Annotated in this window: 12 protein-coding genes; all 12 read right to left on the bottom strand. The window is 37.2% G+C overall.

Annotated features, from left to right (window positions below):
* Window positions 1–105: 105 nt before the first annotated feature.
* Complete coding sequence (yajC, locus tag MOO47_RS01555) at window positions 106–507, bottom strand: preprotein translocase subunit YajC (RefSeq protein ID WP_249513088.1); 402 nt, start codon at window positions 505–507, stop codon at window positions 106–108.
* Window positions 508–575: 68 nt separating this feature from the next.
* Window positions 576–1718 (bottom strand): tRNA guanosine(34) transglycosylase Tgt, encoded by a 1143-nt coding sequence (gene tgt / locus MOO47_RS01560; RefSeq protein WP_249513089.1) that lies wholly within the window; start codon window positions 1716–1718, stop codon window positions 576–578.
* An 18-nt stretch (window positions 1719–1736) separates the two neighbouring features.
* On the bottom strand, window positions 1737–2768 hold the full coding sequence (queA, locus tag MOO47_RS01565) for a tRNA preQ1(34) S-adenosylmethionine ribosyltransferase-isomerase QueA (protein ID WP_249513090.1): 1032 nt from the start codon (window positions 2766–2768) through the stop codon (window positions 1737–1739).
* A gap of 37 nt (window positions 2769–2805) precedes the next feature.
* Window positions 2806–3810: a Holliday junction branch migration DNA helicase RuvB gene (ruvB, locus tag MOO47_RS01570; RefSeq protein WP_249513091.1), complete on the bottom strand. Its 1005-nt coding sequence runs from the start codon at window positions 3808–3810 to the stop codon at window positions 2806–2808.
* Between the two features lie 12 nt (window positions 3811–3822).
* Window positions 3823–4422, bottom strand: a complete 600-nt coding sequence (gene ruvA / locus MOO47_RS01575) for a Holliday junction branch migration protein RuvA (protein ID WP_249513092.1) — start codon at window positions 4420–4422, stop codon at window positions 3823–3825.
* Window positions 4423–4431: 9 nt separating this feature from the next.
* Window positions 4432–6294 (bottom strand): DNA mismatch repair endonuclease MutL, encoded by a 1863-nt coding sequence (gene mutL / locus MOO47_RS01580; RefSeq protein WP_249513093.1) that lies wholly within the window; start codon window positions 6292–6294, stop codon window positions 4432–4434.
* A gap of 13 nt (window positions 6295–6307) precedes the next feature.
* On the bottom strand, window positions 6308–8881 hold the full coding sequence (gene mutS, locus MOO47_RS01585) for a DNA mismatch repair protein MutS (RefSeq protein WP_249513094.1): 2574 nt from the start codon (window positions 8879–8881) through the stop codon (window positions 6308–6310).
* Between the two features lie 19 nt (window positions 8882–8900).
* The gene (locus MOO47_RS01590; protein ID WP_249513095.1) at window positions 8901–9692 is read right to left on the bottom strand and encodes a TIGR00282 family metallophosphoesterase; all 792 of its coding nucleotides are present in this window, start codon (window positions 9690–9692) and stop codon (window positions 8901–8903) included.
* 149 nt (window positions 9693–9841) lie between these two features.
* Entirely contained in the window at window positions 9842–11476 is a 1635-nt protein-coding gene (groL, locus tag MOO47_RS01595; RefSeq protein ID WP_249513096.1) for a chaperonin GroEL, read from the bottom strand.
* 36 nt (window positions 11477–11512) lie between these two features.
* The gene (gene groES / locus MOO47_RS01600) at window positions 11513–11797 is read right to left on the bottom strand and encodes a co-chaperone GroES (protein ID WP_249513097.1); all 285 of its coding nucleotides are present in this window, start codon (window positions 11795–11797) and stop codon (window positions 11513–11515) included.
* A 186-nt stretch (window positions 11798–11983) separates the two neighbouring features.
* Window positions 11984–12955 carry a type I phosphomannose isomerase catalytic subunit gene (locus tag MOO47_RS01605; protein ID WP_249513511.1) on the bottom strand — a complete coding sequence of 324 codons (972 nt, stop codon included), beginning with the start codon at window positions 12953–12955 and terminating at the stop codon, window positions 11984–11986.
* Between the two features lie 10 nt (window positions 12956–12965).
* Window positions 12966–13595 carry a redox-sensing transcriptional repressor Rex gene (locus MOO47_RS01610; protein ID WP_249513098.1) on the bottom strand — a complete coding sequence of 210 codons (630 nt, stop codon included), beginning with the start codon at window positions 13593–13595 and terminating at the stop codon, window positions 12966–12968.
* Between the last annotated feature and the right edge of the window lie 92 nt (window positions 13596–13687).

The raw sequence follows: 13687 nt of genomic DNA on the forward strand, positions 1-13687 counted from the left end.
ACTATTAAATTACCACCATCGATACTAAGCAAATAAAGTTGTTTTACCACATTATAACCTAAAAAAATAAAAAGGCTTCTGAAATAGAAACCTTAACTGATACAATTACTTATTTTCATTATTGGCATCCGCTTCAGTATCAGAAACTGACTGTTCAGATTCTGGCTTTTCAGCTTCCGCTTGCTTAGAATTGGTTGTTGGCTTTGCTGCTGTTGCACCAACTTTAGATCCACGAATTGCTGAACGAGCAAAGGTTAAATAAATACCATCACAATCTAAAACAATTGTTTGATTATCATCGTCAATTGTATCAATGGTCCCATGTAAACCGCCAATAGTGGTTACTGCATCGCCAACTTTTAAGGCATTCAACATTTTTTTACGTTGTTCTTCTTGCTTTTTTTGTGGGCGGAACATTGTGAAATACATCAAGACAATCATCAAAATGAAAAAGATAAAAATCATTGAGTTACCACCGACACCACTACTTGCTGCTAATAATTTCACTATTGTCACCTCTATATAAATATTCAATTATCATTCTAACAGACAATCATAGCAAACACAGTATCAGATCAAAAGTTCTTTGAATTTTTTTGGTTGAAACCATATTGCTCAAAAACATGCTCGCGAAACTCTAAAAGATTATCATCTTTAATCGCTTGCCGTACTTGACTCATCAAATGAACTAAATAATAAAGATTATGATAACTCGTCAAATGAATACCAAAAGTTTCATCCACTTGCAATAAATGGCGAATGTACGCTCTTGTATAATTACGGCACGCATAACAATCACAATTAGGATCTAGCGGTGTGAAATCATGGGCGTATTTAGCATTTTTAACTACTAAGCGACCTTGTGAAGTCATACATGTACCATTGCGAGCAATCCGTGTTGGTAACACACAATCAAACATATCAATTCCCCGAATCACTCCATCAATTAATGAATCTGCAGTACCAACGCCCATCAAATAACGTGGTTTATTTTCCGGCAAAAGCGGTGTAGTAAAATCTAAAACTTGGTTCATTTCTGCTTTAGATTCACCAACAGACAACCCACCAATAGAATAGCCAGCAAAATCCAAACTAACTAAATCACGGGCACTTTGTTGTCGCAAATCTTTATAACCGGCACCTTGTACAATTCCAAAAATACCCTGACTTTGTGGATTGCGGTGCGCTTTTAGACCTCTTTGTGCCCAACGTGTTGTACGGGCTACAGACTTTTTCAAATAGTCATATGATTCATAAAATGGCGGACATTCATCCAAACTCATCATAATATCGGGACCCAGATCATTTTCAATATGAATAGCCTTTTCCGGTGATAAAAACATCTTTTGTCCGTCTAAATGACTTTTGAAAGTGACACCTTCTTCTGTGATACCTCTTCTTTTAGCTAATGAAAACACTTGAAAACCACCAGAATCCGTTAAAATACCACGATCCCAGTTCATAAACTTGTGTAATCCACCTGCTTCACGCACTAGTTTAGAACCTGGTCGTAACCATAAATGGTACGTGTTAGCTAAAATAATTGAGGCACCCATTTCTTTTAATTCCTCGGGAGCCATCGTTTTCACACTAGCTTGGGTACCAACCGGCATAAAAATTGGTGTCTCAAACGTGCCGTGCGGCGTTGTAATTTCACCTAAACGAGCCCCAGTATGTTTTTCTTTTTTAATTAAACGGTACTTAATTGGTTGATCCATACAAACCTCATATATTCATTATTTGATAAACATTGCGTCGCCAAAACTGAAGAAGCGATAATTTTGTTCAATGGCGTGTTGATAAGCATTCAAAATATTTTCGCGCCCAGTAAAAGAAGCTACTAACATCACCAGCGTTGATTTAGGTAAATGAAAATTAGTAATAAATTCGTCAACTACTCGCCACTTATAACCAGGTTTAATAAAAATATCTGTCCAACCGCTATCCGGACGAATTTCACCATTAAATTTAGTGCCGATTGTTTCCAGGGTACGAATAGATGTTGTTCCCGTGGCAACAATCTTACCACCCTTAGCGCGCACATCATTTAAAGCGGCTGCCGCTTCAGGAGTCAAACGATAAAACTCACTATGCATTTTATGTTCATCTAAGTTATTTGTCGAAACTGGTCGAAAAGTTCCTAAGCCTACATGCAATGTTAAATAAATCAACTTAATACCCTTAGCTTGTGCCTGTTTTAACAATTCTTTAGTCCAGTGTAAGCCCGCTGTTGGCGCTGCTGCAGAGCCTTCTTCTTTGGCATAAACTGTTTGATAACGGTCGGGATCAGCCAGTTTTTCTTTGATATAAGGCGGTAAAGGCATTTCTCCTAGTTGTTCCAAGATTTCCATAAAAATACCATCATACGTAAATTTCACCATTCGTCCACCGTGTTCTAATTCTTGGGTGACTGTACATTGCAATTTACCATCACCAAAATCAATGACCGTACCCACTGGTGCTTTACGTGCAGGCTTCATTAAAACTTCCCATTCGTCGCCGGCAGTATTATTCAATAATAAAACTTCCATATGCGCCTTAGTATTGGCTTTAACCCCATATAAACGTGCCGGTAAAACTTTCGTATTATTCATAACTACAGCATCACCGGGATTTAAATAATCTAAAATATTATAAAAATGTTGATCTTGGTATTCACCAGTTTGATGGTTCAAAACTAACATCTTGGAGGCATCACGTTTTTCAATAGGCGTTTGTGCAATCAATTCCTCTGGTAAATTATAATCAAAATCATCTAAAGTTAACATTTAATTCTCCATATCCATTTCAATATAAGCTTTATATTTAATCAATTGGTTCAACGCCTAAATGTAAATAAGCTTTGGCTGTCACTACACGTCCGCGAGGTGTGCGCTTTAAAAAACCTTGTTGTAATAAATAAGGCTCGTTAACAGCCTCAATTGTTTCTTGCTCTTCGCCTACATTAACAGCCATAGTTTTGAGTCCTAATGGCCCACCATGATACAGTTCGATCATCATCAACAGCAACTTGCGATCGGTTTGATCTAACCCCGCATCATCCACTTGTAATTGATCTAAAGATGTCGCAGCTAAATCTTGATCAATTTGTTCTTTTTGAGCTACTTGAGCAAAATCACGCACCCGCTTTAATAAACGATTAGCTACTCGCGGAGTTCCACGTGAACGTCGCGCTAATTCATGAGCACCTTCTAAAGTTATTTGCACATTTAAAACTTGTGCCGAACGTTGAATAATTTGCGTCAATTCCGAATTTTCATAATAAGCTAAATGTTCTATAATTCCAAAACGACTCCGTAATGGTGCTGACAATTGACCTGCTCGCGTAGTTGCCCCAATTAAAGTAAACGGTGGCAGTGGATAATGAATTGCGTGAGCTTCTGAACCTTGTCCAACTACAATGTCAATGTAAAAATCTTCCATTGCCGAATACAAAATTTCCTCAACGTTATGTGGCAAACGATGAATTTCATCAATAAATAAAACATCGCCGGCTTGTAATTCACTCAAAACAGCAACTAAATCGCCTGCTTTTTCGATAGAAGGTCCAGTGGTTGAACGCAAATTAACTTGTAATTCGTTGGCAATTACTAGCGCCAAAGTCGTTTTACCTAGTCCTGGTGGTCCATACAATAAAACATGATCTAAAGCTTCTTGCCGCGATTTTGCTGCTTGAATATAAACTTGCAATTCTTTTTTAATTTTACTTTGCCCAATATATTGTTGTAGTGACTGTGGGCGCAAAGACTTTTCCACAGCAGACTCTTGTGCATTTAAAACTTGATCGGTTGTTATATCGTCAGCGCTCATTTATCTGACCTCCTACTGCAATAATTTTAAACCAGCTCGTAAATATTCACCAGCATCACTAGCATCAACTTGCTTTAACTGCGGCTGAATTTTTTGAATTTCCCGTTCGCTATATCCTAAGGCAGCTAAGGCAGCTAACCCATCTTGTAAAGCCGTGTTTTCTGTTTCAACCGTGACTTGCTGGAATAAACTGTCTGGCGTAGCCGAGACGTCTTGTTGCAGAGTAATTTTATCCTTTAAATCTAGAACAATTTGCTGGGCAGTTTTTTTACCGACACCCGGAAATTTAGTCAAAAACTTTACATCATCGTTAATGATTGCTGCAATTAAACCAGAATGATCATTATCCGCCAAAATTGCTAAAGCACTTTTAGGACCAATGCCAGAAACGGACGTTAACTGTTGAAACAATTGTTTTTCCGCTAGGTCATAAAAACCATACAACATTTGATCATTATCACGCACAATTTGCTCAACATAAATTTTAATATCTGCTTCTTGTTCATAGCGATATGGATTAGCTACGAGTAAACGATAGCCGATGCCTTGCACTTCCAAAACAATATATGCTGGACCCACAAAAACTAATTTGCCTGTTAAATATTCAAACACTTAAAAACCTCACTTTTCACGTCGCGGTTGATGTGCATCTTGAATCCGCTTAAACATTTTTTGAATATCTTGCTCTGAAAAATGGACTAACGTAGGACGCCCATGTGGACAATTATAAGGATTTTGTGTTTGCGCTAATTGATCTAAAATAGCTTGAGCTTGCTTATTATCTAATACGTCATGCGCCTTAATTGCTAACTTGCAGCTCATAGTAATAGCTGTTTGTTCCCGAAATTCAGCGATACTAATTTTACCGTCTTGTAAAACATAATCAATAACTTCACGAATAGTTTGCTCTTCTTGTGCTATTTTAATCCACGTCGGATGACTAGTAACCACAAAACTATTTTGTCCAAACGGTGCTATTTGAATGCCAACTGATTGTAACATGTCCAAATGATCATTAATAATTACTGTGTCGGCATTAGGATAATTCAAAATTAAGGGTACCAATAGTTTTTGCTGATCGGCACTGACTTGTCCTACTTCTTGGCGGTATTTTTCATAGTTCACCCGCTCTTGTGCTGCATGTTGATCGACTAAATAAAAACCATCATTACTTTGTGCCACTAAATAAGTAGCATGAATTTGCGTCAAAAATTGCAATTGGGGAAAACCTTGGTGGTTGACATTAGCAGCTAATTCAGTCCAAGCTGGATCAAGCAACTTATCTGATGCTTTTTGTTTGATATTTTGATCCCAACTAGCTAAATGCTCAGGATCATCAAATATCGGTTGCGGGTTAATAGCACCCGGTTTGATCCACTGATCTGGCGTGGGCGCTAGTTGTTTTGTAGTGGGCTCTTTAATTTGTGTTGTCAATGTAGAACTAGCTGAGGGAGAAAATTTTAATGGACCAGCCGAATTTACAGCTGACGGAATCAAATTGATATCATTTAAGTTTTCAGCAATCGTCGTTTTGATCAAAGTAGCTAATTGTTCTTCTTTGCTGAAGCGTACTTCTCTTTTAGTTGGATGTACATTTACATCGACCAATAATGGATCCATCTTAATGTTCAGCACGCCAATCGGATAACGTCCTACCATAAGTTTAGAACCAAACCCCGCCAACACCGCTTTAGTCAATTGCTGATTAACAATATAGCGTCCATTCACTAATAGAGAAATGTAATTACGACTAGATCTGGTTTGCTGAGGCAAAGAAATATATCCATCAATCATAAAATCATTATCTTGTCCTTGAACTGCAACTAAATTTTGTGCCGTAGGCCGCCCATAAATTCCTGCAATGGTTTGTTGTAGATTGCCATTGCCCGAAGTTTTGATTAACGTCTTATTTTCATTAATTAAATTGAATGCAACACTGGGATTGCCCAGTGCAATGCGATTAACAATGTTAATAACTTGATTTAATTCCGTATTGACAGTTTTTAAATACTTCAAGCGTGCTGGCGTATTATAAAACAAATCTTGGACGGTAATGGCGCTGCCTTGACTAGCAGACACAGTTTGAAGATTTTTCTTTTCACCACCAGCTAACTGCAACTTTGTACCAATAGCACCATCAGTGCTAGTAATTAATTGCACTTTAGCGATCGCTGCAATGCTAGCTAACGCTTCACCACGAAAACCTAGCGTGCGTACATTAAATAAATCGACTGCTTTTTTTATTTTACTAGTTGTGTGTGGTTGAAAAGCCAATTCCACTTCATTAGCCGCAATACCTGTACCATTATCCATCACCGTAATCTGAGAAATACCGGCATCTTTAACCATAATATCCACTTGGGAAGCCTTAGCATCGATCGCATTTTCCACCAGTTCTTTGACCACTGAAGCAGGTCGCTCAATGACTTCACCCGCTGCTATTTTATTACTCAAAAGTGGTGATAATTTTTGAATTGTACCCATCAAAATCCTTTCTTTATGATTCCGTTTCCAACTTACTTTGCAGTTCAGCCAAATAATTTAGGGCAGCTAAAGGTGTCATTTTCATTAAGTTGACTGTTTTTAAATCATCTAGTAATTGCTGTTGCATATCTGATACTGTATTAAAAAGCGACAATTGATCATCAACCGGCTCACTAATCGTAACAGCAGTTTTAGATTGTAAATTAGTATCTTTAGCTTCCAAATCAGTCAAAATAGCTTGTGCACGCTGCAATAAAGTATCCGGTAATCCTGCCAATTTAGCAACATGAATGCCATATGATTTATCTGCTGGTCCAGGTAATACTTTGTGCAAAAAGACCAATTGTCCATTTTCTTGAGTGGCATCAACATGCACATTTTTTACTGTGGTCAATTCATCAGCCAATTGAGTTAATTCGTGATAATGCGTGGAAAACATCGTTTTGGCTTGAATATGCTTGTTCAAATATTCAATAATGGCTTGAGCCAGCGCCATGCCATCATAAGTTGCTGTACCTCGTCCAATTTCATCAAAAATAATCAGTGACTTATTGGTAGCATGCTGCAAAGCATCGTTTGCTTCCATCATTTCCACCATAAATGTTGAATTACCGGCAATTAAATCATCAGCAGCACCAATCCGCGTAAAAATATGATCAAAAATCGGTAAAACTGCTTTTTGTGCCGGCACAAAACATCCTACTTGTGCCATGATGACAGTTAATGCCATTTGCCTCATATATGTGCTCTTACCTGACATGTTCGGCCCTGTGATGAGTAAAACAGCAGTTTTAGGATCCATTTTGATATCATTAGCAATATAATCTTGCTTGCCTAAAACTTTTTCCACCACAGGATGGCGTCCGGCATCAATTTGAATGTTATTTTGCTTAGTAAATTCTGGACAAACATAATGATAAGTTTCACTGACTACAGCAAAACCTTGTAAAACATCTAAACGAGCTAAAATTTGTGCTAACACTTGCAAATCAGCCAAATGCTGTTTGATTTTATCACGTACTTCCTTAAATAACTCGTACTCTAAAGTTACGGATTTTTCTTCCGCTTCTAAAATTAATTGCTCTTTTTCTTTAAGTTCTGGTGTAATATAACGCTCGGCGTTGGTTAAAGTTTGCTTGCGTTCATAACGATCTGTGGGAACTTGACTTTTATTAGCATTAGTCACTTCAATGTAGTAGCCAAACACGCGATTAAAACCAATTTTTAAATTTTTAATTCCTGTAACTTCTTGTTCCTTAGCTTGCAATTGTGCAATCCAAGCTTTGCCATTTTGCATGGCGGAACGATATTTATCTAATAATTCATTATAACCATCACAAATAATATTTCCCTCGGTCACCGAAATAGGCGGATCTGTGACAATTGCTTTTCCTATCAAACTTTCTAAAGTACTGCAGTCAGGCATTGTAGCCACCAAATTATCTAAAATCGGTGCTTGTATATCACGCAAGATCGCTTTAATATTAGGAACTTGTTGTAAAGACGTCATTAGCTGAATCAAATCTCGCCCATTGACACTTCCAAAAGCAATTCGCCCTGCTAAACGCTCTAAATCATAGACTTTAGTTAAATAATCTTGCAAAGAACCTCGCTGAAAAAAGTTATCCAGCAATAACTGAACCGTGGCTTGTCGAGCTTTTAATTCTGTTGCATCCATAAGTGGTCTTTGTAGCCATTGCTTCAATAAACGCCCCCCCATAGCCGTCTTAGTTTCATCCAACAGCCAAGTTAAAGTGCCACTTTTATCGCCTGTTCGCAAAGAACGGAATAATTCTAAATTGCTCTGTGCATTATGATCCATTTGTAAATACTTATTCAATTCATATGATTGCGCTAATTGTAAATGGGTCAAAGATCGCTTTTGCGTCTCAACCAAATAAGAAATTAAATAAGTTACAACTTTTTTCTGCTGTGTGTCAGCCAAGTTTTGGTTTACAAATGCTACTTCTGCATGATCTTGAGTTAATTCTTGCTTTGAAATCATAATTCCTAATTGCTGTAGTTTAGTAATTATTTGTTCAGAAGTATCTGCTGGCACTACAACTTCCTTGGCACGTAAGTTTAACAACTCATCTTGTACTTGCGCCAAATTAGCTAAAGTCGTCACTTTAACTTCACCAGTCGAAAAATCTGTATAAGCCAAATAGTACTGTTCTTGCTTCAAATAAACAGCTGCCAAATAATTATTTTCTTTACTTTGATCTGGCTTAGCATCTAAATTAGTTCCCGGTGTCACCAGCTTGATAATCCCTCTTTTAACCATGCCCTTAGCATCTTTAGGATCTTCTAATTGTTCACAAATCGCAACTTTATAACCTTTTTCCACCAAAATTTCAATATAACTATCTGCCGCATGATGTGGAACACCACACATGGGAATGGGATCACTAGCGTTTTTATTTCTGGCCGTTAAAGTCAATTCTAAGATTTGCGCACCTTTGACAGCATCATCATAAAACATCTCATAAAAGTCTCCAATGCGATAAAACAAAAAAGCATCTGGATAATCTTTTTTGATGCTCAAATATTGCTGCATCATTGGCGTATCTTTAGTAGTTTGTGGCATCGTGAACATTCTCTCCTATTTACAATTCTGACAATGGCCGATCTGGATTAATTTGTGCAGCCCTAATTTTATTTTTAGCACCAATATCCAGAATACAATAATTAATTTGACCACGACCTTGATCATCTATTTCATAGCGTGTGGGGCGTTGCGTCAAAAAGCGTTGAATGCTGCTGCTTTTTTTGACACCTAAAATACCATCATATGATCCTGTCATACCCACATCACTTAAAAAAGCTGTCCCTTTGGGCAAAATGCGGGCATCATTAGTTTGCACATGCGTGTGTGTGCCAACAACACCATCCACACGTCCGTCTAAATAATATGCTAACGCAGCTTTTTCACTTGTAGTCTCGGCATGAAAATCAACAAAAACGTGCATCTCAGAATCTGAAAGTTCTTTTAATAACTCATCAGCTTTAGTGAAAGGATCATCTAAAGGATTCATCAATGCTCTACCTTGTAGATTAATGATGGCAAGCTTTTCTTGATTAATTTGTTTGACAGTCATTCCGCTACCGGGGACATTATTTCCCGGGAAATTAGCAGGGCGAAGCAAATTATCATTATTTTTGAGCAACTCATTCACTTCACGTTGATCCCAAGCATGATTGCCTAAAGTTACCACATCAGCACCAGCTGCCAAAATGGCTTTAAATTGTTCTGCTTTCAATCCGCGTCCATTACTGGCATTTTCACCATTAACAATGGTTACTTGGGGATGCAAAGTTGCTTTAATTCGTGGTAAATAGCTACTCAAAGTATCTATACCAATTTTTCCCATTACATCTCCAACAAATATAATTCGCATAACTACTCCTTTAAATAAGGCACTTATTTAGTTAATTTTAACACTACTACGCAGCAAAGCATGCTCTGATTACTAGATCTTCAAGAAATAAAAAAATCGTCAAAAGCCGAAGCTTTTACGATTTTTAAAATAACTAAGTTAAAAATTTTTTACATCATACCACCCATGCCAGCACTTGGATCAGCAGGTGCAGCACTTGGTGCATTTTCATCTGGTTTATCAGCAACAACAGCTTCTGTCGTTAAAATCAAAGCCGATACACTAGCTGCATTTTGTAAAGCGGAACGTGTTACTTTAGTTGGATCAATAATACCAGCATCAATCATATTTTCCCACTTGTCGCTTGCTGCATTGTAACCAGTTTCCGTATCTTGTGATTTCATATGTTCAACAACCACAGATCCTTCTTTACCAGCATTTTCAGCAATTTGACGAACAGGAGCTTCTAGGGCACGTTTAACAATATTGATACCAGTTTGCACATCACCAGCCTCAGTTTCAGCTAATTTAGCAACTGCGGGGATAACGTCCATCAAAGCTGTTCCACCACCAGCCACATAACCTTCTTCAACAGCAGCGCGTGTAGCATTCAAAGCATCTTCAATACGATATTTACGTTCTTTTAATTCGGTTTCAGTAGCCGCACCAACTTTGATCACACCTACACCACCAGCTAATTTAGCTAAGCGCTCTTGCAACTTTTCTTGATCAAAATCAGAAGTTGTCTCTTCAATTTGGTGCTTAATTAAATCAACACGTTCATTGATTGCTGTTTTTGAACCAGAACCTTGTACAATCGTTGTATTGTCTTTAGTAATTGTTACACGACCAGCTTGACCTAATTGATCAATTGTGGTGTCTTTGAGTTCTAGACCTAAGTCAGCAGTAATCACTGTACCGCCAGTTAAAATAGCAATATCTTCTAATTGTTCCTTGCGACGATCACCGAAGCCAGGTGCCTTGACAGCAACAACGTTGAAAGTACCACGAATTTTGTTTAAAACTAAAGTAGGTAATGCTTCACCGTCAACATCGTCAGCAATAATCAATAGTGACTTACCTTGTTGCACGATAGATTGTAATAAAGGTAAAACATCTTGGATGTTAGAAATCTTCTTGTCAGTAATCAAGATGTAAGGATTTTCCAAATCAGCTTCCATCTTATCGTTATCAGTCACCATATATTGTGATAAGTAACCACGATCAAATTGCATACCTTCAACAACATCAGAAGTCGTTTCGATACCTTTAGATTCTTCAATGGTAATAACACCGTCATTACCAACTTTCTCCATAGCATCAGCAATCAATTCACCAACTTGTTCACTAGCTGAAGATACAGCAGCAACTTGGGAAATCTGGTCACGCCCATCAACCTTATGTGAAATAGCATGCAATTGTTCAACAGCTACTTGAGTAGCTTTTTCAATACCCGTTCTAATGCCAACTGGGTTAGCACCAGCGGTAACATTCTTCATTCCTTCTTGAATGATTGCTTGAGCTAAAACAGTCGCTGTAGTTGTACCATCACCAGCGATGTCATTAGTTTTAGAAGCAACTTCTGAAACTAATTTAGCACCCATGTTCTCAAAATGATCTTCTAATTCAATATCTTTAGCAATTGTTACACCATCATTGGTAATATTAGGTGAACCATATGATTGTTCCAAAACAACATTACGTCCTTTAGGACCCATCGTTGTTTTAACAGTATCGGCTAATTTATCGACACCTTTAAGCATCTTTGCACGTGCATTTTCTGAAAATTTAATTTCTTTTGCCATTATTCAATCCACCTCAATTAATAAATTTTATTTTAATTATTCAACAATTGCCATGACGTCTTTTTCATGCATCACTAGATAGTCTTGCCCGTCATATTTAACTTCTGAGCCAGCATATTTATCATAAATAACTTTATCACCTTTTTTAATGGTCATTGGAATATCTTTGCCATCAGGCGTACGTTCACCTGTACCGATAGCAACAACTTCTCCTGTTTGTGGCTTTTCCTTAGCATTATTAGCTAAGACAATTCCTCCAACAGTTTGTTCTTTTTCTTCATCAACTTTGACCAGAATACGATCACCTAATGGTTTTAACAAAGTAATCCCTCCAAAATAAAGATTTTTTCTTTTAGCACTCACAAGTCCTTAGTGCCAACTACATTTATAATAATAGCACGTTTTATTTTGTATGCAAGCTTTACCATTTAAATTAGCTTGTAAATATTTTATCATGTTTAATTAAAGCTATATACAAAAAAAGAACCACTTTGACAGTGATTCAGTTTAATTTGCAATTGCTTCAGATGTAATTAAATGCAAATCTGATCCTGCAAAATCCCACTGACTAACAGTTGCTGGAATTATCAAATGATCACCCTTTTGTAGGGAATAACTATTGCCAGCAATAACAATTTCGCCGTTACCGTCAATTACAGATACTAATGTATAAGCACCTAATTGATGTGTAAAAGTAGCTTGCTGGCTGATTTCTAACCCCCAGACAGCAAAATAAGGCGAAACTGGCGGAGCAACATAACAAGTTAGTCTGTTACCACAAATCATTTTAACTTGTGGCTTAATTTGCGGATCAACAAACGGAACCGTGATCGTTTTACGCGCTTGCTTCAAATGTAGCGCTCGTTTTTGACCCGTAGTAGCATCTACACGATCATAATCATAAATACGATAAGTAGTATCACTACTTTGTTGTGTTTCTAAAGCTAAAACACCATGACTTAAAGCATGAATAGTACCACTGGGAACATACACAAAATCACCAGTTTTCACAGGTACATGACGAAACAAATGCTGCCAATCTCGCTGTTGTAAAAGCTGATCTAGTTGCTGTTGATCACGAGCAAAATGCCCGTAAACCAATGTTGAACCGGGTTTGGCAGCTAAAATGTACCAACATTCAGTTTTACCGAGTTCATTTTCATGAATTTGCGCATATTCATTATCAGGATGAACTTGTACCGATAAATCTTCATGAGCATCTAAAATTTTTACCAATAAAGGAAAAACCTGTTGTTTAGGATTACCAAATAATTGTGGCTCATCTTGCCATAAAGTAGCTAAATCTATGCCCGCATATGCACCGTTGCGCACCACAGACACGCCATGATGATGTGCTGAAATAGCCCAACATTCACCAATATTGCCATCTGGCAAATTATAATCAAATTCTGTTTGTAACCGCCTACCCCCCCAGATTTTCTTTTGAAAAACGGGCGTCAAAAACAATGGTTCCATAATTTTCCCCTATTTAATTATAATTATTTAAAAAGTAGATCAATGTTTGTAATTCATTAGCTAGATCAACATTATGCACCCGAATTGAATCCGGCGTAGATAAGCGTAGTGGCGTAAAATTCAAAATACCGCGAACATCTGCTGCCACCAACTGTTTGGTAACTTGTTGCGCACTTTTGACAGGAACTGATAAAATCACTACATCAATATTTTGCTCTTTTAGATGTTGCTTAACATCAGCAATATCGTAAACTGGCACGTCATGAACCGTTTCACCAATAATTTTCGGATTCTTATCAAAAGCTTCCACAATCTTGATATTATTGGTTTGCGAAAAATTGTAATTTAATAGTGCGCTACCTAAATTCCCTACTCCTACTAAAGCAACATTAGCGGTTTTATCTTGATTTAATAACTCTTTAAAAAAGCCCAACATAAGCTTTATATCGTAACCATAACCACGTTTACCTAAAGAGCCAAAATAAGAGAAATCTCTTCTAATAGTTGCACTGTCAATCTGTAAAGCTTGTGCTAACTCATTGGAAGATATTTTTTGCTTATTAGAATCATCTAAAAATTGAAAGTAGCGATAATATAACGGTAAACGCTTAATAGTTGCATTTGGTATTTTATATTGTGTCATTTTGAACATCCCTTTGTGAAGCAAGATAATTAATATAGTCAAGTATTAATCTTTTTCTTCACAATGTCAAATAACTTTTTTCACAAAGAGAT

The organism is Bombilactobacillus thymidiniphilus (genome assembly GCF_023380245.1).
Lineage (GTDB): Bacteria > Bacillota > Bacilli > Lactobacillales > Lactobacillaceae > Bombilactobacillus > Bombilactobacillus thymidiniphilus.

Bases quoted from the DNA above. Each gene is read 5' to 3' on its own strand.
- mutS (WP_249513094.1), bottom strand. From the start codon at position 8,881: ATGCCACAAACTACTAAAGATACGCCAATGATGCAGCAATATTTGAGC.
- mutL (WP_249513093.1), bottom strand. From the start codon at position 6,294: ATGGGTACAATTCAAAAATTATCACCACTTTTGAGTAATAAAATAGCA.
- MOO47_RS01610 (WP_249513098.1), bottom strand. From the start codon at position 13,595: ATGACACAATATAAAATACCAAATGCAACTATTAAGCGTTTACCGTTA.
- queA (WP_249513090.1), bottom strand. From the start codon at position 2,768: ATGTTAACTTTAGATGATTTTGATTATAATTTACCAGAGGAATTGATT.
- MOO47_RS01590 (WP_249513095.1), bottom strand. From the start codon at position 9,692: ATGCGAATTATATTTGTTGGAGATGTAATGGGAAAAATTGGTATAGAT.
- groL (WP_249513096.1), bottom strand. From the start codon at position 11,476: ATGGCAAAAGAAATTAAATTTTCAGAAAATGCACGTGCAAAGATGCTT.
- ruvB (WP_249513091.1), bottom strand. From the start codon at position 3,810: ATGAGCGCTGACGATATAACAACCGATCAAGTTTTAAATGCACAAGAG.
- tgt (WP_249513089.1), bottom strand. From the start codon at position 1,718: ATGGATCAACCAATTAAGTACCGTTTAATTAAAAAAGAAAAACATACT.